13 protein-coding genes are annotated in these 21,897 nt (G+C 70.9%); 9 read left to right on the top strand and 4 right to left on the bottom strand.

Features of this window, described 5'->3' with window-relative positions:
- Positions 1–314: 314 nt before the first annotated feature.
- From tssM to tssJ, 4 genes are all read right to left on the bottom strand, one after another.
- Positions 315–4,016 carry a type VI secretion system membrane subunit TssM gene (gene tssM, locus WMF31_RS13965; RefSeq protein WP_436602409.1) on the bottom strand — a complete coding sequence of 1,234 codons (3,702 nt, stop codon included), beginning with the start codon at positions 4,014–4,016 and terminating at the stop codon, positions 315–317.
- Positions 4,017–4,058: 42 nt separating this feature from the next.
- Entirely contained in the window at positions 4,059–4,736 is a 678-nt protein-coding gene (locus WMF31_RS13960; RefSeq protein WP_436602408.1) for a DotU family type IV/VI secretion system protein, read from the bottom strand.
- 34 nt (positions 4,737–4,770) lie between these two features.
- Positions 4,771–6,129, bottom strand: coding sequence for a type VI secretion system baseplate subunit TssK (tssK, locus tag WMF31_RS13955; RefSeq protein WP_129349768.1), 1,359 nt, complete (start codon positions 6,127–6,129; stop codon positions 4,771–4,773).
- Between the two features lie 132 nt (positions 6,130–6,261).
- Complete coding sequence (gene tssJ / locus WMF31_RS13950) at positions 6,262–6,879, bottom strand: type VI secretion system lipoprotein TssJ (RefSeq protein ID WP_436602407.1); 618 nt, start codon at positions 6,877–6,879, stop codon at positions 6,262–6,264.
- 685 nt (positions 6,880–7,564) lie between these two features.
- On the opposite strand from tssJ, the gene WMF31_RS13945 reads away from it, so the two are divergent.
- The 9 genes from WMF31_RS13945 to WMF31_RS13905 all read left to right on the top strand — a co-directional run bounded on the left by WMF31_RS13945 (position 7,565) and on the right by WMF31_RS13905 (position 21,625).
- Positions 7,565–11,344, top strand: coding sequence for an RHS repeat-associated core domain-containing protein (locus tag WMF31_RS13945; protein ID WP_436602406.1), 3,780 nt, complete (start codon positions 7,565–7,567; stop codon positions 11,342–11,344).
- Entirely contained in the window at positions 11,341–11,712 is a 372-nt protein-coding gene (locus WMF31_RS13940; protein ID WP_436602405.1) for a hypothetical protein, read from the top strand. Before WMF31_RS13945 ends, WMF31_RS13940 begins: the two co-directional genes overlap by 4 nt.
- 181 nt (positions 11,713–11,893) lie before the next feature.
- Entirely contained in the window at positions 11,894–13,123 is a 1,230-nt protein-coding gene (locus WMF31_RS13935) for an RHS repeat domain-containing protein (protein WP_436602404.1), read from the top strand.
- Entirely contained in the window at positions 13,120–13,695 is a 576-nt protein-coding gene (locus WMF31_RS13930) for a hypothetical protein (RefSeq protein ID WP_436602403.1), read from the top strand. The genes WMF31_RS13935 and WMF31_RS13930 overlap by 4 nt, the downstream gene beginning before the upstream one ends.
- Positions 13,696–13,855: 160 nt before the next feature.
- A complete protein-coding gene (locus WMF31_RS13925) occupies positions 13,856–15,019 on the top strand; it encodes an integrase core domain-containing protein (RefSeq protein WP_436602402.1) in 1,164 nt (387 codons plus the stop codon).
- A 731-nt stretch (positions 15,020–15,750) separates the two neighbouring features.
- The gene (locus WMF31_RS13920; RefSeq protein ID WP_436602401.1) at positions 15,751–18,111 is read left to right on the top strand and encodes a serine/threonine-protein kinase; all 2,361 of its coding nucleotides are present in this window, start codon (positions 15,751–15,753) and stop codon (positions 18,109–18,111) included.
- A gap of 15 nt (positions 18,112–18,126) precedes the next feature.
- A complete protein-coding gene (locus WMF31_RS13915; RefSeq protein WP_436602400.1) occupies positions 18,127–18,888 on the top strand; it encodes a hypothetical protein in 762 nt (253 codons plus the stop codon).
- 11 nt (positions 18,889–18,899) lie between these two features.
- A complete protein-coding gene (locus WMF31_RS13910) occupies positions 18,900–20,018 on the top strand; it encodes a hypothetical protein (RefSeq protein WP_436602399.1) in 1,119 nt (372 codons plus the stop codon).
- 338 nt (positions 20,019–20,356) lie between these two features.
- Positions 20,357–21,625 carry a PGRS family protein gene (locus tag WMF31_RS13905; protein ID WP_436602398.1) on the top strand — a complete coding sequence of 423 codons (1,269 nt, stop codon included), beginning with the start codon at positions 20,357–20,359 and terminating at the stop codon, positions 21,623–21,625.
- Positions 21,626–21,897: the final 272 nt, after the last annotated feature.

The following is a 21,897-nucleotide window of genomic DNA, read 5'->3' as shown; positions in this document are numbered from 1 at the left end:
ACAGCTCCCCCATTTACCCCCCGATCACAAAGAGCCGGCGGAGGAGGGGGTGTCGTGCGTGGGGCCGGCGGGGTAGGGCCCCGCGAACCCGAGCGCCGGCCCGCGGCGAAGCCCCCCCTCATGGATCGAGTCACCCGTCCAGCGGGCCATAGCCACCACAAGGCGCGAGTTCGCGGGAGGGGGCCCCGCCGGCCCCACGCACGACACCCCCTCCTCCGCCGGCTCCGTTGCAGATCACCCACCCGCGAGTTCGCGGGAGGGGGCCCCGCCGGCCCCACGCACGACACCCCCTCCTCCGCCGGCTCCGTTGCGGATCACCCCTTGCCGAAGCGATCCCCGATGCTGGGCGGGCAGTTCGTGGCGCGGAAGAAGCTCGACGGGAACGGATGATTCCCCCGAGTCGGCCGCACCTCCATCGTGACCGTCACAGGCGGCGCGGTCATCTGCCACGTCACCGTGAAGAGCTGGTCGTTGTCCTTCTGCGCCGTCGTCGTCCCGGCCTCGAACAGGCGGAAGATCCCCCACGGCCCCTCGCGCACCAGCTCCTCGTCGAGCCCGCCCGCGCCGCGCACCTGGATCTTCGCGCCCTTCGGCCCATCCCCGGGCCAGTTGAAGGTGTGCCAGAACTCCTTCTCGTTGCGATAGAGCCTCTTCTGGCCGTCCACCTCGAAGACCACCTCGCTCACGATCGGGCTGACCGTCTTCATGTTGATGTGGAAGACGACCCTGGGCTCCGCCCCCCCGCCCGCGAACAGCGCGTCCGTGATCTCGTCCGCGCGCCTCAGGCAGTTGTACAGGTTCGGGTTGAACGGCGTGAACGGCCTCGCCGCCTGCGGCTGACCCGCCAGGTGCGACCGCGGGTAGTAGTCGTGCCCCACCTTGTAGTGGAACCCCTTGAGGTACGTCTCGTAGAAGCCCCAGAGCACCCCGTCCTGCGGCTTGAAGAACGCCATCGCGTCCTCGAGCGACGCGTCGCGCGACGAGGCGAGGTTGAACGGATAACGATCCTTGATCTTGTCGCGGTAATGCGGCCAGACCTCCACCTCCCAGATCCCGCTCGCCGCGCCGCCGGCGCGCCGCACGACCGCCTTGTACGCCTGCCGGAGGGGGTTCATGAGCAGCGGCCCCATGTGCCGCTGCCCGGTCTCGTCCATCGAGAGCAGCAGCCCCTGCGTCTCCTTCACCGCGTCCTGGAACAGCTGCGTGGCCCGCGACGTGTCCGTGTCCGGCGGCCCGTCCTCGACCACGCTCATCTCCCCCGCGAGCTGCTCGAGCAGGCTGACGTACCGGTTCAGCTTGGGCGCCGGCGGCGGCTGCCCCTCGGCCGCCGGCCCCGGCACCCCGAACTCCACCATCGACGCGAACTTGTCGGGCACCGGATCGTAGTGCTCCGCCTCGCCGCTCGGGAGCAGCCCGCCGAGCGGCCCCGTCCTCCGCTCCGTCCGCTGCCGGAGCTTGCTCTTCACCTGGTCGATGATGCCGCCGTCCGCCGTGAGCACGTTCGGCTTCTCGTCCCGCTGGAACTGCGTCTCGTCCGCGAGCCGCTGCAGCAGCCGCCGGTACGGCCAGTCCGGCGTCGACAGGATCCTGAACTCCCGGATCGCGTCGCGGTTCGTCTTCGGGATCTCGACCTGGATGTCCCGGAAGAACGCCTCCCACTGCGAGATGTAGGCGTTGTCGTAGTCCTGCCGGACGCGATCGAGCTCCTTCTGGATCCGGTCGCCCTGCCGCGACTCCTCGTCCGAGAGCGGGAGCACCCAGAGCTCGCGCTCGAGCTTCTTCTTCCCCTCCTTCAGCGACTCGATCACCTGCGCGTGCCCCTTCGCGGTGTACGGCCCCTCCACCTCGAACCAGTTCCCGGTCCGGTTCCGCTGCGCGCTCTGGACGACCGACAGCACCTCGGGCCGGTCCGCGAACATCTCGTTGAGCGACACCGGCGGATACTTCAGGTTCTCCCGCGTGTTCGGCCCCGCCTCGTCGTACTTCTGGTCCTTGAGGGTCGTCACGAACTGGTCGTAGTAGCGCTTCGTCGGGTCGACCTTCCGGAGCTCGTCGCGCGCCTTCTGGATGAGCGGATCGTTCAGATCCTCGGCGGCCAGCACCCCCCGCCGCACGAGGTCGACGTAGTACGCGACGTGCGGGGCCAGCCTCGCCTTGAGATCGCTCTCGGGCAGATCCGTGATGGGCCTCAGGACGTTGGCCCAGACCTGGGTCAGCCGCCCGACCTGCCACTTCGCCTCCTCCTCCAGCTTGCCCCGGTGCTCCTTGCCGAGCAGGAGGTAGCTGCGCAGGGCGTTGTAGCCGTCCAGGTACTCTCTCTCGCGCACCGTCTCGAGCTCGCGCTCGAGCTGCGCCTTCGCCGGGGCGACGAAGCCCTCCTTGAGGCTCTTGATGTACTGCTCCAGCGTCGGCGGGAACAGCTTGTCCCCCTGGAACATGAACCAGCCGTGGTCGACCGGCGTGTCCTCGACGAAGCGATCGAGCTTGCCGACCTGCGCCTGCAGCTTGTCGAGCCGGTCGATGTTCCCGGGCACGTCCGGCCGGGCGCCGTCGCGCCCCGCCCAGCGCACCAGCGCGACCTCGTCCGAGATCTGCCCCGTCTCCGCGACGAGCGCCTTGTTGTTGTAGAACGACACCACCGCCGGGACGAGGAACAGGATCGCGAGGATCGCCGCCGCCGCCGCCGCCGCGATCCGCTGCAGCCGGCGCCGCCGCATCTCGGCCTCGGTGCGCGCCGCCAGATCCTGATCGGGGAAGACGACGCCCGTGAAGACGTCGTGGAGGAAGAAGCTCTTCGACTCCTTCTGGACCGCCGCGTCCTCCTCGCCCTCGCCGAGCGGCGCGCGCAGCCCGAACGCCCGCCCCATCGCCCCGACCACGCGGTCGAGCGGGCGCCCCTCCTGGACGCCGCTCGTGAAGTAGAACCCGCGCAGGATCGGCGCGGGCGCCGCGCCGGCCGACGGCGCGAACGCCGCCGCCATGAAGTCCGACAGGTTGCGCTTCACCCCCGCGAACTCGAGCGGGAACTGGAAGATCTTCTCCTTGGCCTCGCGGTTCCGCTCGCCGATGAGCCGCTTCGTCAGGCGCGCGTGCAGCCGCTCCACGAGCACGTCGAACTCGCGGTCGAAGATCTTGCCGGGCTCGTCCTTGCGCTCGTCGAGCCGCACCGTGGCGCCCCACGGCTGCGCGCGCTCGCTCTTCTTCAGGTCGCCGAAGTACTCGGCGAAGCCCGCCACCAGGTCGGCCTTCGTGAAGAGCACGTAGACCGGCAGGATCATGTGCAGCGTCCGCTGCATCTCGTCGATGCGCGCGCGGATCTTCTTGGCCGTCTGGTCGATCTGGTCGTCGCTCGCGTCGAGCAGCTCGCTCAGGCTCACCGCGACGATGACGCCGTTCAGCGGCTTGTGCTCGCGGTACTCGAGCAGGGTCTCGAGGAACGCCATCCACTCGTCGTGGTCGTCGCTCTCGGTCGTGTACCGGCCGGCCGTGTCGAGGAGGATCGCCTCGTTCGTGAACCACCACTCGCAGTTCCGGGTCCCGCCGACGCCGCGCACGCCGGTGCGCTCGGGGTCGAGGTACGGGAACACGAGCCCCGAGTGCCGCAGCGCGGTGGTCTTGCCGGCGCCGGGCGGGCCGACCATCACGTACCAGGGCAGGACGTAGAGCGCGTCGGCGCCCCGCTTGCCGCCGCCGAGCTTCGAGGCCTTGAGCGCGGCGATGCCCTCCTGCATCTGCCGGTGGACCTCCTGGATCTCGGCGCGCCGCTCCGGCTTCGCGTTGATCGCCTGCTCCTGCGCCTGCTGCGCGATCGCCTTCTCGAGCGCCCGCGCGGCGCGCGCCGCCCGGATGCGCCGGTAGATCGCGAGCCCGACGAGCAACGCGACGACCGCCGCCGTCGCCGCGAGCGGGATCTCGATCGGGAGCAGCTCAGCCCCCTCCCCTCCCGCCGGGCGCAGCAGAAACCACACTCCCCACACCACGGCGAGGAACAGGGCGCTCAGGATCCACAGCCACATCGGAAGTCTCCCTCGGGAACCGCAGAGAAGGGGCGGAGCCGCCTAATTTCCCGTGCTGAGCAGCTTCTTGATCGCGTCGGCCACGCCCTCGGCGTCCGAGGCGACGATGAGCCGGAGCACGATGACCACGAGCACGGCGAGGACGAGCAGGCCGAGCGCGATCGCCAGGTACGGCAGCTCGCGGCGGACCGCGCCGGCGCCGCCGTCCTTGCGCTCCGCGTTCGGCGCGAGGGCCTCGCCGCCGCCCTCGGCGACCGCGACGTGGTTGCCCACGCCCTCGATGACGGCGCCGAGGCCCTCCTGCTGGCGCAGACGATATTTCCCCTGGAAGCCGAGGGCCAAGCAGAGGAAGTAGATCTGCGCGACGTGGTTCCTGCCGCGCTGGCCGTAGAGGTTGTCGAGGTTCGTGAAGAACCCGTCGCCGGCCGTGTTGAGCTGGAAGAACTGGAACTGGAGCGGGTTCTGGAGCCACTGCGTCCTGCCCGGCCAGTTGGAGTTGAAGATCACCTCGTCGGCGAACGCCGCGAGCGCGAACTTCGCGTCGATCATGTCCTGCTCGGGGATGCGGGCCTCGCGGCCGTTCTGCATCATCGTGTCGAACAGGCCGAGGACGCGCCGCTGGAGGATGTCCGGCGCCGGCAGATCGCGCGAGTTCCTGAGCTGCAGGATCAGCGACAGGACGTCGGAGCAAACAAAGTACATCGTCTGCGAGAGGCTCATGCGCTCCTCACCCGGAAGGGGCGGCCCGGCACGGTCACTTCCCCGCCGGGACCGCGATCAGCCGGAGATCGACCTTCTGCGGTTCGATGGGCTGGTAGATGGCGATCGTGCCAGAGCCGAGGATGTCGTTCCAGTAATCGCCGGCCTGGTCGACGCGGAGGTAGACGAGCCCCGGCTTGACCGGGATGGCGCCCGGCGGCCGGTACTCGATGGCGACGCGCACGCCGGGCGTCGCCGAGTGCAGGATGTGCCCGATCTGGGTCCACGACCCGATCTTGAGCAGGCGCGGGAGCCGCTCGCGCAGCGTGGCCTCGTCGGTGCCCTTCGCCTCCAGGAACATCTCGTGGCTGCGCGGCAGCTTCGGGTCCTCGAACCGGCCGAGGTACATGCCGTCCTCGCGCTTCTCCAGCGGGACGATGACGTACTGCTCCGCGATGCTGCCGCTGATGAGCGCCATCGCCCGCTCGAACATCGGGTCGAAGACGCCCTCGAGATCGAGGTAGTTGAACTTGGGGAGGGTCGTGGGGTCGCCGTCGGCCGAGAAGGTGCAGAGCTCGCCGATGAGCGAGCCGAGGACGACGAAGCACTGCTCCGGGTGCGCGCCGCCGTGATCGACGAGGTGCGACACGACCGGGATGTACGAGTTCACGGTGTGGAGCAGCCAGAACTTCGCGGTGTCGGAGGCCTGGAAGTCGATCGACGCCGCGGTGCGCATGCGCCGCCCCTCGACGAGCGACTTCTGCTTGCCGACGAGCGCGGAGAGCACGCGCCGGAGGCCGGACATGATGTGGTCCGAGGCGTTGATGCGGAGGACCGACGGGATGAAGCTCTTGCGCAGCACGATGGCGCCGGCGCGGTCGCGGGCGAGCTGCGCGACGCGCACGGTCTGGTAGGCGTCGCGGGGCTCGGTGCCGAAGATGAGCCGCAGGTTGCTCCGCGCCCAGGCGACCGAGGTGTCGTTGCGCCCGGTGTTCACGTCGGGGACCGTCGCCTGGGCGGCCACGAACCGCTGGGCGGGCCCGACTTTGGCCGGGTCCAGGCTGACGTTCGCGGCGGTCTCGCGCACGTTGGGGATGCCGAGGAAGACGTCGAGCGCGTCGAGCGCGGCCGGGAACGCGCCCTCGAGCGGCCGCGCCTCGACCTGGTCCTCGCCGCGGTCGCCGATGAAGAACGGCGTCCCGTCGGGGAAGATGCCGTGACACCGGATCACCTTGAACTGCCCGGCCGCGAGCGCGCGCTCGTCGAACTGCGCGGACGTGATGCCCCAGTCATAGCCGACGACTGCGTGGAGGCGCGCGTGGAGCAGCGTCTCGTGGTACAGGTCCGTCTGCTGCAAGTGCTGAGGGGTCATGAAGAGCCCCTCGGTCCAGACAGGCTTACGCGGGTGGATCATGTCGCCCGTCCACTCTTATCAGATGTGCCACGCGCCGCGTCGCGAAAGCGGGGCGCGCGGGGGGAGCCGTGACGTCGCGCGGCGGCCGTCGCGCCGCGCGCGCATCGAGGACCGTCGGGCCGCGCCATGCCGCTATTTCCCCGCAGCGGGGCTCGCCTCCGGCGCGGCGGCCTTCTTCGGCAGGTTGAGCCGGCGCACGGCGGTCGCGTTGGGGAACATCGACTCGTCGAACTCGACGCCGTTGTCGATCTTGGTCGAGTCGATGAAGAACGCGACCCGCGGATCGGCCACCGGCGGCCCCGCGTCGGGGTTGCGCCCGCCGCACTGGGCCTCTCCGGGCGGGAGCGGGAACTCGTAGAACGTCTTCCAGCTTTGGCCCTTCGGGCCGTGGAAGAGGGCGACGCCGGCGAGGTGGCTCGCGTCCTTCAGCCGCTCGAACTTCACCTCGACGAGGTCGTTCGGGAAGACCTCGACCTCGTCGACCTTGGCGAGGTCGTCCTCGAGGACCTCCTTGTCCCGGAGGAGGACCTGGTCGTACGTCGCGTTCTCCAGGCGCGTGCTGCTCTTGAGCTGGTAGAGCCGCACGACGACGGGCCGCGGGTTGCCGTTCTCGTTGGGGTTGATGTTGTCGGCGGCGTAGATCGAGAGCGTCACGATCTGGACGTCGCAGGGCTCGGGGGCCGCGGGCGGCGGCGCGGGGCTCGAGCAGCCCGCGACGGGCACGGCGGCGCCGAGGAGGGCGGCGAGCAAGCCGACCACCGCGCCCGCGGCGACGCGGGCCGCCCGCGCGCCAGGGCGCGGCGATGGCTCCCGGCGGGCGGTTGCCGGGCGCGCTGGGAGCTCCCCCGAAGGAGGGGAAGGAGAGCGCGATCCCCCGACCTCGGTCGAAGCCTGGCGGAGCTTTTCGAGCGCGATCATGCCCCACCGTTGTAGGCGGAGTCGCGGTGATCGTGCAACTTTGGAGCGGGCCTGCGGGACGCTGGCGCTGGCGAGGGCGGAGGTCCCGGCGGGCTCGATGGGGCGCGCCGCGGCTACGCCCAGGAACGCGACGCCACGGCGCAAGGACGGCGCTGTGCCGAGCAGCACGCGCCGGCGGGGGTCTCCGCGCGGCGGGGGCGGGTGGGCGCTCGGCCATCCGCCAAGACGGGGACCGAAGAGCTTGCGCATACAACACCACCCGGCATGTCTCCCTTCGGGCCATGCCTCCTGAGACGTTTCGTCGCGCGCCACACGAGGCGCGCCTGAGACGCCGAGCCCCCTGAAACCTCATGGCTCCTCGGTCGGTGCTCGCCGCGCCCACCCGCCCCCGCCGCGCGGAGACCCCCGCCGGCGCTACGCCCCGCACCATGGCTCGTCTTGACGCTCCGGTCCGTTCCGCGACCATGCCGCGGTGGCGCGCACAGCTCCGGCTCCGAATATCCCGCCCATCCCTGGCATGAACCCCGGCACCTTCATCCTCGGAGGAGGCGGCGGGGGCGACGGTAGCGGTGGGCCGGGCGGCGGGGGTGGCGCCGGTGGGCACGGGGCGGGCGGCGGGAGCGGGGGCACCAGCGCGGGCGGCGGCGGCAAGAGCGCGCCGGATCCGAACCGCTATCCGGAGTGCGGCACGGTCTCGCATCCCATCGATGTCGTGACCGGGCGGGTGTTCACGCACGCGATCCCGATCGGCGCGCTGCCGGGGCCGCTGCCGCTCGTCTGGGAGCGGTCGTACAGCTCCGCGATGGCCGACCGCGACGCGGGGCTCGGTCACGGGTGGGGCCACAGCCTGGGCTGGGAGCTCGAGGTGCGGAGCCATCGGGTCCGGGTATGGACGGGGCTGGGCACGGCGGTGGATCTGCCGAAGCCCGCCGAGGGCGAGGAGGTGCTCGGCAAGTGGGGGTACGGGCTGCGGCGCGAGGCGGACGGGTGGCTCCTGGACGCCGGCGACGGGGTGACGCGGCGGTTCTCGCGCATCGAGGCCGGCGGCCGGCGCGCGCGGCTCACGGCGGTGGAGGACCGCAACGGCAACCGCATCGCGCTGACGTATGACGAGAAGACGGGTCGGCTGGTCGAGGTGACCGACAGCGCGGGGCGGCGGATCCGGTTGCGGGACAGGACGTCGGGCGAGTCGCGGGAGCGGCGGGTCACCACCACGATCGAGGTGCTCGACGAGGAGCGCGGCGGGTGGCTCGCGCTCGGCACGCTGACATGCGACGGCCCCGGCGATCTGGTGGCTGCGACCGACGCGGACGGCCACGCGTGGCGGCATACCTACGACGAGCGGCACCTGCTCATCGAGGACGCCGACCGCAACGGGCTGACGTGGCACTTCGTCTATGACGCCCAGCGCCGCGGCATCGAGGCGTGGGGCGACACCCCGGGCGAGAGGGATCCGAGCCTCGCAGGAGAGCCGCCGAAGTATCTTCACGACGGGCAGACGCGGTGGAAGGGGATCCACCACTGCAAGGTCAACACCTGGGACATCGGCTTCACCGAGGTGGTCGACTTCAGCCAGGCGCAGCGCTTCCATGGAAACGAGCACGGCACGCTCGACAAGCGCGTGATCGGCGGCGCGGTGCTGACGGCGACCTACCGCGAGGACGGCTGGATGACCTCGCGCACCAACGAGCGCAACGGGACGGAGCGGTTCGAGCGCAACGCGCGCGGCAGCGTCGTTCGGTACACCGACCCGCTCGGGCACATCACGACGATCGAGCGCGACGCGAGCGACCTGCCGGTCGAGATCGTCGACGCGAGAGGCGGCGTCCACCGGTTCGAGCGCGAAGCGCGAGGCAACGTCACGCTGTACGTCGACTCCACGGGTGCGGCGACCTCTCGCCGTTACGACGCGCGAGGGCTCATCGTCGAGGAGATCTCGCCGAACGGCGAGCGCACAGCGTTCTCCTACGATGCGCACGGCAACTGCACCGAGGTGACGCTGGCGAGCGGCGCCACGTGGCGCTTCCGCCACGACGCGCTCGGCCGGTGCATCGCGGTGATCGACCCCTTCGGCGCGGAGACGCGGTATCGGTGGTCGGCGCGCGGCGACCTCGTCGCGGTGATCGATCCGACCGGCGCGACGACGCGCTACGCCTACGACGGCGAGCAGCACGTGACCGAGATCGTGGACGCGAACGGCGGCGTGACGTCGTTCGTGTGGGGCGGCTACCACAGGCTCTGCGCGCGCCGCGACGCGAACGGCCACGAGGTGCGGCTCGGCTACAACCCCGAGGGCGAGCTGGTCGAGGTGCGCAACGAGAAGGGCGAGGTGCACACGCTGCGGCGCGACGGCAGCGGCAAGGTGCGCGAGGAGGTGACGTTCGACGGGCGGGCGATCCGCTACAACTACGACGCAGCGCACGACCTGATCTGGCGATCGCACGGTGAGCGGGACCAGGTCCGCCTGCAGTACGATCCCGCCGGCAGGCTCATCCGCCGGGAGTCCTGGGACGACTCGGCCGAGTGCTTCGACTACGACGAGCTCGGCGCCTTGGTCCGCGTGGAATGGCCAGGCGGGGAAATCCGGCTCGACCGCGACGCGGCTGGACGCGTGGTGCGCGAGATCCAGATCGTCGATGGCGTGGAGTACCGGGTGGAGAGCGCCTATGACCGGGAGGGCGAGCGCATCCTGCGGGAGACCTCGCTCGGCCATACCGAGGCGGTCGAGCGGGGGCTGCTCGGCGCGCGGCGGCGGACCGTGCTCGACGGGCGCGACGTGGTCGAGCATGCGAGCGACGTGCTCGGGCGGGAGGTCCTGCGCGCGCTGCCGGGCGGGGGGCGCATCGAGAGCGCTTATGACGTGCTCGGCAGGATCGAGCGGCGGCGCGCGGTGGGCCAGCCGCGCGAGGTGCCCGTGGGGCCGGGCGAGCCGGCTTGGATCGGCCCGCGGCCGGAGAACGTCACCGCCGACATGGCGTATCGGTACGATCCTGTCGGCGAGCTCAGCGCCTCCTGGGATCAGCGGCGGGGGTGGACGCGGTATCAGTACGATCCCGTGGGCCAGTTGCTCGCGCGCGTGCCGGAGCAGGCCCGGGCCGAGGTGTTCCGGTACGATCCAGCGGGGAACAGCCACGAGGGCGGCCCTGAGGCACCGACGCGGGAGTACGGGCCCGGCAACCGGCTCGTCCGCAAGGGGAACATGCAGTACCGGTGGAACCCCGAGGGGCGGCTCGCGGAGAAGTCGGTGGAGGCCCCGGCGACCGGCACCCGGAGAGACTGGATGTACACGTGGAACCTCGCAGGGCTCCTGGAGAGCGTCACCACGCCGGAGGCCGAGCGGATCGAGTTTCGGTACGACCCCTTCGGCCGGCGCGTGGAGAAGCGCGTGGGCAAGGCGCCAGCGTCGTTCCTGCACGCCTTCAAGCCGCACGCGGTGACGCGGTTCGTGTGGGACGGCGACGTGCTCGTCCATGAGATCACCCGGCGGGCGCACGCCGAGGGGGATCCGGTGGTGCAGGTCAAGACCTACTGCTTCGAGGACGACGGGTTCGCGCCGGTCGCGCACTGCGAGGACGGCAGGTGGTTCCACTACGTGAACGACCCCATCGGGACGCCGGAGCGGCTCGTCGACGCGCGCGGCGAGGTCGCCTGCGAGCTGCGGCGTGAGGCGTGGGGGCGGACGGAGGCGGCGCCGGGGGCGAGGACCACGACGGCGATCCGGTTTCCGGGGCAGTACGAGGATGCGGAGACAGGGCTTTGTTACAACCGGTTCCGGTACTACGACCCGGACGCGGGGAGGTTCATCAGCGTTGACCCGCTCGGCATCAACGCTGGACTCGATCCATGGATTTACGCTCTAAACCCTGTAAGCTGGTCCGATCCACTTGGTCTCATCAGCCTCGATCATGATAGGATCGCTCATGGGGGCTATTATGCTCGAAAGGCGCAGCGAAGGGCGGCTGCCACAGCGAAGGCTGCCATCTACCTGAAACACAAGAAAGCCAGGGACTGCACGCAGGCTGCCGAGATGAGCAAGGGGGGAGGACCTGCTCAATTCGACCCATCCCTTGATGCCGATGCGCTGACGCGCGAGGCACTCCGGCGAGGCACGGTGGTTCGATGCAATCCAATCGATGACGCCAACTTTCACACGCTTTATCGGTTTGACGAACCTATCGGCTATGCCAACGGTGAACCTACCCGTTGGATCCGCGCGGAATATGCCAGCGACGCGATCCACGGTCATCCCAGACCGCTGAGCGAAGTACGCAAGAAGATACGAAAGGCAAAACCATGAGTTCGAGCTCTCAACCGCCCTTGCGCGCGCTGCGTGTTCCCGCAGGCTGGTGCGTCAGCACCAACGGTCTTCGAGAAATCGATCCGTCTTCACTAACAATCGATCATCCGCATTGGGAATTTTTCGAGGAGGATTTGCTCGTACTTGTTCACGCACACCGAGAAGCCGTCCTCGATCTCGGCTGGTATCCAGAGATGCGCTCAGAAGGTCAATTCCGCGCCGAGCTAATCATAGCCGAAGACTGGACGAACCCCACAGTCACATTATCAACGAGGAATCTGGACGAGATTGTCGCGTGGATTGAAGAACAGATGGTTCATGCGCACAAGCTCAATCCGCCACTGCGCAAATGGCGTCCCAAGTGGTGAGAGAGAAGCGAGAGCCAATCTCGCCGCGTGCAGCGGGGCGGGACCTCCGGCCTGACGATGCGGTACTTCGTCGCGGCCGAAGCCGCCCCGAGATGACACAGGCCAGCGGCGCCACGTGGCGCTTTCGACACGGCCGGACCGGCCCGATGCTCGCGCGCGTGCCGGAGCAGGCCGGGCCGAGGTGTTCCGGTACGATCCAGCGGGGAACAGCCACGAGGGCGGCCCTGAGGCGCCGCCGCAGGAGTACGGGCCCGGCAACCGGCTCGTCCGCAAGGGGAACATGCAGTACCGGTGGAACCCCGAGGGGCGGCTCGCGGAGAAGTCGGTGGAGGCCCCGGCGACCGGCACCCGGAGAGACTGGATGTACACGTGGAACCTCGCAGGGCTCCTGGAGAGCGTCACCACGCCGGAGGCCGAGCGGATCGAGTTTCGGTACGACCCCTTCGGCCGGCGCGTGGAGAAGCGCGTGGGCAAGGCGCCAGCGTCGTTCCTGCACGCCTTCAAGCCGCACGCGGTGACGCGGTTCGTGTGGGACGGCGACGTGCTCGTCCATGAGATCACCCGGCGGGCGCACGCCGAGGGGGATCCGGTGGTGCAGGTCAAGACCTACTGCTTCGAGGACGACGGGTTCGCGCCGGTCGCGCACTGCGAGGACGGCAGGTGGTTCCACTACGTGAACGACCCCATCGGGACGCCGGAGCGGCTCGTCGACGCGCGCGGCGAGGTCGCCTGCGAGCTGCGGCGTGAGGCGTGGGGGCGGACGGAGGCGGCACCCGGGGCGAGGACCACGACGGCGATCCGGTTTCCGGGGCAGTACGAGGATGCGGAGACAGGGCTTTGTTACAACCGGTTCCGGTACTACGACCCGGACGCGGGGAGGTTCATTTCCCCAGATCCTCTGGGGCTAGCCGGTGAATCCAAGACGTATGCCTACGCGCCGAACACGCTGCTCTGGCTAGATCCCTATGGCCTCATCTTCGCACGGCAGTACTCATTGGAAGAGGTTCGAGCGATGCTGGCGGCCAGCGAAGGGCGTCCGAGCCCGCTGACGGGCGCGCCCGGCCACCCAGGCAGCGAACATGTTCAGGTTCCAGCACAGGGGCTCCGGCAGCGCTCATGCGGTGGAAAGACGAAGACGAGCTTCAGCTCCGCCACAACCCAGGCCAGGGCAGTCCACTCGGCGCTCAATTCACCTCAGGGGCAGGCTTCGCTCGCTCAGCTGGACAGTGATCCATCGCTCGTCCGTGCGCCTCCCATCAGGGCATCCTTGCCCTGGCCGGTCACCCTATCTCAGTCCGCCAATGGTGGCCGACCGATCCGGATCCAGTCGAGCACGGTCACGGTGATCACGGACAGGTTACCCGGTCCGGGTGAAGAACTGCACATTCAAACCGCGTTTGGTAGCCCATGAACGAGCTGCATCGTGCTGGAGAGATTTCCTTCATAAAAAACAGCGAGGGGCAGTGCGCGGTGCTCTCCTACGTGCGCTCCTTCGCGCGTGATTGCGCGTACGTTGCAGATCGATTTGTTTTCCACTGGCACGTATATGAGACGCCGCAACTCATGCCGACGCGGCAACTCCTCGCTGAGTACCTCACCTGCATAGGCTACCAGTCAAGCTGTGTCGACGCGCTTCGCGAGCTTACGCTCCCTAGAGCCTATGACATTCTTGAAGACATGCTTCGTTACGATCTCGCGCGCCGTGAGGAGCTGGTGACCGAGGCAGACGCCCGGCTGTCGACCGATCGCCTTCGTGAGGAGACAGCATGGGCCATCGTCGCATTCACCAACCTGAAGCGCATCGAGCCATCCACCTCCCCGCTCGCCTATTACGGATTTGCGCACGTGGTCGCATATGAAAACGCTGAGGGGGGCGTCCTCTTTGTGGGAGAGCAGGATATTGCCATGATCTGGTTTGTTGATGACGATGGTCCATCGAGGAGCAGCGTGGATATAAAGTCCTCTTCGCGCCAGGGGGGGTAGCCTGGATTTTCTATGTCGAGGTGGTTGCGCGTGAAGTGGCCTGGGAGGGTACGGACCGGTGGCCTGGGTAACGGTTCAGACCGGGAGCCTGGGTAGCACCCGGACGGACCGGGAGCCTGGGTGACATATGTCGTAGAGGGTCGGCGACGGAGGATCGCTGGTGCCCTGGAAAGAGACATGTTCAGTGGACGAGAGGCTTCAGTTCATCGCGCAGGTCAACGAGTCGGACGAGACGTTCGCGGAGCTGTGCCGACGGTTCGGCATCAGCCAGAAGACGGGGTACAAGTGGGTGGAGCGTTACGAGCAAGCCGGACCTCGTGGTCTGGAGGAGCGGCGGCCCGTGGCGCACACGTTCCCGCATGCGACGCCAGCGGCGATCGTCAACGCGCTGGTCGAGCTGCGGAAGGAGCGACCCACCTGGGGTCCGAAGAAGCTGCGCGCCCGGCTGGAGAGCATGGGCCTTGAGGGGCTGCCGGCGACGAGCACCATCGGCGAGCTGCTCAAGAAACACGGGCTGATCCGGCCCCGGCGGCGCCGCGTGGTGATGCCGACGTCAGCGATGCCGTCGACGCTGGCTCCAGCGGAGCAGCCTAATGACACATGGTGCGCCGATTTCAAGGGGCATTTCGCGCTTGGCGACAAGACCCGGTGCCACCCGCTGACGTTGACGGACCAGGCGTCGCGGTACTTGCTCAAATGCGAGGGCGTAGCGAAGCCGGACGAGGCCTCGGTGCGGCCGCACTTCGAGCGCGCGTTCCGCGAGTTTGGGCTGCCGAATCGTATCCGCTCCGATAACGGCCCGCCGTTCGCCACGCAGGGCATTGGAGGGCTCTCGGCGCTGTCGGTGAGCTGGATCAAGCTCGGCGTGGTTCCCGAGCGCATTGAGCCCGGCAAACCGCAGCAGAACGGCCGGCACGAGCGCATGCACAAGACGCTGAAGGCGGAGGCGACATCGCCGCCCGAAGCCACGCTCGCGGCGCAGCAGCGCGTCTTCGACCGCTTCCGGCACGAGTACAATGACCAGCGGCCTCACGAGGCGCTCGGCCAGAGGACGCCGGCTTCGCGCTACACGCCGTCGCGGCGGACGATGCCGAGCAAGCCCTCCTCGCCGGAGTATCCGGACACGATGGCCGTGCGACGCGTGGGGGACATGGGTCGGCTTCAGTTCGGTGGCGCGAACACCTTCGTCTCCAAGCTGATCGCCAACGAACCCGTGGGGCTGCTTCCGATCGCCGACGACGTCTGGGAGCTGTACTACGGGCCGGTTCTGCTCGCGCAGGTCACCTTGAAGAACAAGGAGCTGCAGCTCGCCAAGGCACGGTGACCTGCGCGCACTCACGCCGGAACGTGAGGAGAGGCTCGCGTGTACCGAGACCGCGGGAAGCGGTTCGTGTATAGATCCTGGCGGTCCGAGAGAGCGCGGTGAGCGTGTCGCGTCGACGAGGATCCGGCCCCTGTTCCCAGTCCTCCCGGAGCAGGGGCCCGTAGCTCAAGGAAGTGTCACCGCTGCTCCCGGTCAGAACTGTTACCAGGGCTCCGCTCGTACAATCCGGCGGGGGCTCCCGGCTGCCTCCTCCAGACCCGTTCCGATCCGGCAGAGGCTCCCGGCTGCCTCCTCCAGACCCGTTCCGATCCGGCAGAGGCTCCCGGCTGCCTCCTCCAGACCCGTTCCGATCCGGCAGAGGCTCCCGGCTGCCTCCTCCAGACCGGTTCCGATCCGGCAGAGGCTCCCGGCTGCCTCCTCCAGACCGGTTCCGGTCCGGCTGGCGAGCATCGAGCTGCCTGCGGGGCCACCACACCCCGCGCGCCCAGCCGTCCCCTCCCCGCCTCCCCCCTTCACGGGGACTGCCGCCCATTCGACCGAGTGCCGTTCGCTTTCCTGAGCCGATCCGCTCCCAGGCGCCGATGATCCTTGCAAGCGCTGCCCGACGCGGCGCCCGGCGAGAAATCCGTGACCACGGCGCTGAACATCCACCCAGAAGCGGACCGCGCGGCGCGCGGCGCGCCGACCTCGGTTGACCCGCGGGGAGCGCGCTGCGTAGAAGGCGGGGTGCCATGAGCCGACCGGAGGGGATCCGCTCCGACGCGCCGCCGTCGCCCCCGGGCGACCGCACGTACGCGACCGGCGACCGCTGCGAGAAGTACCGCATCCTGCGGATGCTCGGCGAGGGCGGCATGGGGCAGGTCTACGTCGCCGAGGACGACTACCTGAAGCGGCGCGTCGCGCTCAAGGTCGTGCGCCGCAAGTACATGCTGGGAGGGAGGTTCGCGCAGGCGCAGCGCAAGGAGGCGCGCGTCCTGGCGGAGCTCGATCATCCGAACATCGTCAAGGTGTACGACGCGGGCATCACGCGCGGCGGCGTCATGTACATCGTGATGGAGCTCGTCGACGGGATCTCGCTCCGGGAGCTGATCCGGCGCGTCGGGGCGCTCGACGTCCCGAGCAGCCTCTCGATCGCCGCGCAGATCGCGGATGCCGTCCGCGTCGCCCATCGCGCGGGCATCGTGCACCGCGACCTCAAGCCCGAGAACGCCCTGATCACGCGGGCCGGGCTGGTCAAGGTCGTCGATTTCGGCATCGCGACGCGGGTGAGGCGGCGCGCGGAGGAGGAGGCGTCGAGCGATCCGTTCGCGAACATCGCGACGGTGCACTACATGGCGCCCGAGCAGGCGCTCGGGGACGGCGCCACCAAGGCGTCCGACGTCTATGCCATCGGCATGATCCTGTACGAGCTGATCGCTGGCAGGCACACCTTCGCGGCGGCGTCGGACGAGATGCCGACCCGGGGCGAGGTGACGCTCCACCAGATCCACGCGGTCCCGAGGCCGCTCGTGGAGGCCGTGCCAGGGTTCGACGGCCGCGAGATCAGCGATCTCGTCGACAGGATGCTGTCGAAGATCCCGCGCGAGCGCCCCCGCGCGGCGGAGGTGCAGCGCGCGCTGGCGCGGGAGCTCCGCCGCTACCAGGAGGAGAACCCCCACGACGCCGGTCGCTTCTCGCTCGCGCCGGAGCACCGGCGCGACGCGCCGATCGCGCCGCAGCCCCGGGGCGGCTGGGCGGGCCCGACGGAGCCCGACGCGGGGGTGGCGGGGAGCACGGGCGAGGCCTCGAGGAGCGGCCGCGGGCGCGCCGCGTGGCCGGAGACGGGGGAGGATCGACCCGGACCGCAGCTCGTGACGGCGCCGCTCGACCGCGCCTTCCGGCCGCCGGCGCCGGAGACGGCGCTGCCGTTCCAGCCCGCGGGCGCGGCCCCGCCGGTGCTGCGGGGCCGCGGCTGGACGATGCGGATGCCCGGCGCCCCGCCGGTGCCGGGCGGACCGGGATCGGCGACGACGGCGCCGCCGCCGGAGAGCGCGGCGTGGTCCCCGGCGGCCGGGTCTCCGCTGAATCCGCGGCAGATCACCACGCAGCGGATGCTCCCGGCGGCCCCGCAGCCCGCCACGGCGCCGTTCCCGAGCGCCTCCGGGTACGCAGCGAACGCGCCGGCGCCAGGGCCCGCGACCCACGCGGGGGCGGCCAGCCACGCGGGGCACACGACCCACGCGGGGGCGGCGAGCCACGCGGGGGCGGCGAGCCACGCGGGGGCGGCGAGCCACGCGGGGCCGGCGAGCCACGCGGGGCCGGCGAGCCACGCCGGGTACACGACCCACGCGGGGCACACGACCCATGCAGGGCCCGCGACCCACGCAGGGCACACGAGCCACGCAGGGCCCCCGGCGTCGCCGCTGGGGGGAAGCTCGGGCGCACGCGCGACGTCGCCTTCGCTCACCACGATGGCGAGCCCGGGCGCGGTGCCGCTCCTCGTCGAGCACCGTCCGCGGGCAGTCGGTCGACTGGCGAAGGCGGGGCAGTGGTTGGCCGTCTCGGTCGCGTCGGCGCTGACGTCGGGGCTCGCGGCGGCGCTCGTGCTCACCTGGTGCTCGTCTCGCGGGGTAGATGCGCCGGAGAGCATGGCGACCGATCCCGCACCGGTGACGAGCGTCCCCGTGCGCCTGCCGGAGACGACCACGACCGCGGGCCCCGCGGCGGTGGCCAGCGCGAGCTCGTCGCCGACGGCGGCGGCATCCGGGGCGGCATCGCCGGGGGATTTCGCGGCGGCGCGGACGGCGGCGCCTGCGCTCGCCGAGGCGCCGTCCCCCCCCGCCGCCTCCAGCACGCTATCGGCTGTGGTACCTCAGGCCGCAGCGACGGCCGCCCCGCCGCCCGCGGCACCTGCGCGCCCGGCGCCACCCCCCGCAGCCGTGGCGCCGGGGCCGCGAGCGACGTCCACGGCGCGCTCGCGAGAGGCCAGGCCGCCGTCCACCGATCAAGATGACGACATCTACGAGGACGACATCTACGGAATGCCGGCGCCCGACCGGCGGCGCGCGGCCCCGGCGCGCCCCGCGCGCAAGGCCCCTTCACGCCCGTTCTGATCGAGGTCACCCCGCATGAGCCACGACGTCAAGAAGTACCTGCCGAACGAGGAGACGTTGCGCCGCGTTGCGGACCAGGGCGCCTCGGACGAGAACATGCGTCGCGCGCTCCAGAACCCGCGCCTCCGGGAGGCGCTCGCGCACCGGGAGCCGTCGAGGGACGCGCGGCCGTCGGCCGGAGCGGCGCCGGCGGCGGGGTCCGCGGCGCTGCCGCACGGGGCTGCGGTGGGCGCGGCCGGGGGCGCGCCCGCGGTGCGGTGGCCCGCGGGGAGGATGATCAAGTACGCGGTGATCGCGACGCTCTGCGTCCTGGTCCCGACGGTGCTCGGCTTCGTGCTCGGGAGGCGCAGCGCCCAGGAGGACGGTGTCCGATCGGTTGTCTCGACCGCGCCGGGAGCGCCCACGGGCGCTGCGAGCGCGGTGCTCCACGCCGGCCCGAGCGCGTCGGCCCAGGCCACGGCTGCACCGAGCGCGTCGGCCCAGGCCACGGCTGCACCGAGCGCGTCGGCCCAGGCCACGGCTGCACCGGGCGCGTCGGTCCAGGCCACGGCTGCACCGGGCGCGTCGGCGCAGGCCACGGCCGCGCCAAGAACGCCGGCATCCGCCCCTGCCGCCCCGAGGACGCCCGCCCCGGCGACGCGCGCTGGCGCGCTCGGGGCGAGGCCGAGCGCGGAACGCACCCCGACGCCGCGGCCCTCGGCATCGTCCGAGCCTGCCCCGACCGCGACCGTCCCCAAGCAACCTCCCCCGCCCTTCGGAGACAAGCCCGAGTTCTAGAGCCTATGAAAATGCATCGACCGATCGCCGCCCTGCTGCTCGCCGCCCTGCTGCTGCCGCCCGCGGCCGGGAGCGCCGCTCCGCCCGCGCCCGGAAGCGCCGCCCCCCCTGCGCCGGGGAGCGCCGCCCCGCCTGCCCCGCCGAAGGAAGACGCCCTGTCGGCAACGGCCCGCGATCTGTTCGCGAAGGGGGCGGAGGCGTGGAACCAGCGGAGGTACGACGCGTGCCGCGCGTGGCTCCTCGCGGCATGGAGCATCAAGCCGCACCGGCAGATCGCGGGCAACCTGGCGGCCTGCGAGATCAAGCTCGGGCTGTTCCGCGACGCGGCCGAGCACCTGTCGTTCCTGACCCAGGCGACCGCCGACGGGAAGCGGGGCGAGCTGAGCCCGGAGCACCGCCGCCTGTTCGACGACGCGCTGTCGAAGATCGCCGTGCTGAACATCGACGCCGAGCCCGGCGCGACGGTGCTGATCGACGGCAAGGCCGTGGGGCAGGCGCCCCTCTCCGCGCCCGTCTACCTGGAGCCGGGCACGCACACGCTGGAGGCCCGATCGCGGTCGGGCAGCACGGCGGAGTTCTCGAGGCGGTTCGAGGCGGGGGCGCAGAAGACGCTCACGCTGCAGCCGCGGACGCCGCAGGCGGAGGTGACCCCACCGCCGCCGGCGCCGGCAGCAGCGCCGCCGCCGGACACGCCGGCCGCACCCGCCGCGCCGGCACCGCCGCCGGACACGCGGGCGCGCGACGGCGTGGTGATCGGTGGCCTCGCGCTCGGCGGCGCGGCGATCGCGGCGGGCGTGGTGCTGGCGATCGTGTCGAACGGCAAGGGCGAGGACGCGGATGACGCGCTCCAGTCGATCGTGCGGGACGGCGGCGCGAACGCATGCAACGACCCCGCGTTCGGCAGGGCGCGCTGCGACGCGCTCGACGACGCGTACATCGCCGAGGGGACGACAAGGAACCTCTCGATCGCTGGCTTCGTGACCGCGGGCGCCGCGCTGGGCGGCGCGGCGCTCGCGTACGTACTGTGGCCGGTCGGGGCCCCGCGGGCGGAGGCCATACGCGGCGGCGTGCGCGTCGCGCCGAGGATCACGCCGCAGGGCGCCGGGCTCACGATCGGGGGTGCGTTTTGAGCAAGCGCGCGGCGGAGCGAGCGACGACTGGCAGTGGTCAAAGGAAGAGGGTGATGCGACGAGTGTACTGGAGCAGTGTCGTTGTCGTGCTGGCGGGCCTCGCCACCGCCGGTGCCGGCGCGGGGTGCGGGACGCTGCCGGCGGACTGCCCTTACCGGGCGCGGTGCGATTTTGGGGAAGCAGGCGAGGGAGGCGGCGGCGGAAGCACGCCAGAGGGGTGCGTGCCAAGCAAGAGCCGCGAGGCGGTAAACGACGGCTGCGGGGTGTTCGTCGCGGCCAGCGGGGACGACGCCGCGGCCGGGACGAAAGCGGCGCCCGTCAAGTCGCTCCAGCAGGCCGTGACGCGCGCGCAGCAGGAGGGCGCCGCGCGAAGGGTATACGCATGCGCCGAGACGTTCGAGGGCGCGATCGAGCTGCCGGGCGGCATCGCACTCTTCGGAGGGCTCGACTGCTCGAACGGCTGGCGTTGGCTGGGCGAGACCAAGACGATCCTCACCGCGCCAGAAGGAGAGATCCCGCTCGTGATGCGCGGCGGTGACGGCGCTGTGCGCGTCGAGGATGTCCACGTCACCGCGCGGCCCATCGGCCCGGACGACGCGGCGGCCCGGGGCCTGTCGTCCATCGCCGCCCTTGCCGACGGCATCGCCGTGGAGATGGCGCGCTGCGTGCTCGAGGCAGGCAACGGGGCGGACGGTCGCGACGGCGAGCCGTACGAAGAGCCGGCGCTCGCCGGCGAGCAGGGCAACCCGGGCATGGAGGCGTGCTCGGGGGAAGCTACACTCGGGGGGCTGGTCAAGCGGAATGAGTGCGGCACGCCGGACGACCTCAGCGACGATTCCACGGGCGGGACGGGTGGCATCGGGCAGATGACCGAAGGTGGCGCTGGTTCGCCTGGGAAACCGGTCGGTACGGGCGGTCTCGGCGGCATCGGTGAGAGTCCGCTCGAGTGCACCGCCGGCACTGCCGGCGATGACGGCCTTCCCGGCGAGCCCGGCCCCAGCGCCACCGGCCTCGGCACGCTCTCCTCCTCCGGCTACGCCGGCATCTCCGGCACCGCCGGCTCGCCGGGCACCACCGCGCAGGGCGGCGGCGGCGGCGGCGGCGCCAAGGGCGGCTCCGGGGCCAACCAGTGCACGCCCGAGTCCCCGGGCGGCGCCAGCGGCGGCTCCGGCGGACCCGGCGGTTGCGGTGGCAACGGCGGCAACCCCGGCGGACCGGGTGGCGCCAGCATCGCCCTCGTCAGCCTCGACGCCGAGCTGACCTTCACCGACGTCTCGCTCAAGACCGGCAACGGCGGCCGCGGCGGCAACGGCGGCCCCGGTCAAGACGGCGGCTCCGGCGGCCTCGGCGGCCCGGGTGGCACCGTGCCAGCCGGCATCGAGGGCCTCCACCCCGGTTGCTCCGGTGGGCCCGGGGGCAAGGGCGGCAACGGCGGCAATGGCGGCGGCGGCCTCGGCGGCCATTCCCTCGGCATCGCCTACCGGGGCAAGCTGCCGCCTTCCAGCGGCGTCTCCGTCGAGACCGGCGAGGCTGGCCCCGGCGGGACCGGCGCCGGCGACAGCGGTGCTGCCGGGGTCAAGGCGGATACGCTGGAATTTGCGCCGTAGCTACGCGCCAAGGACGTGCCCCGAGAAGAAATCGCATCTTCACACAACAAAATCCGGCAACCACAAGCACCTGTTCGTAATGCACCACGAAGAGCACCATCGCCTCAAGGACCAGCGAACAGGCCTTTACGCCCCTCGGCCGGAGCGGTAGGCCTTCGCCCGCACCTCGAGTGCAGCAGGTCGCACTCCGCGGAGTGCGACTCGGCGGGTTACCCGACCTCTACGGAGGCCGGGTGGTGGCCGATGGGCAGCCGGAGCAATTCTCCTTCCAC

This window comes from Sorangium sp. So ce1036 (assembly GCF_051369805.1).
GTDB lineage: Bacteria > Myxococcota_A > Polyangia > Polyangiales > Polyangiaceae > Sorangium > Sorangium cellulosum_F.
This window is presented reverse-complemented; position numbering and strand designations above follow the sequence as displayed.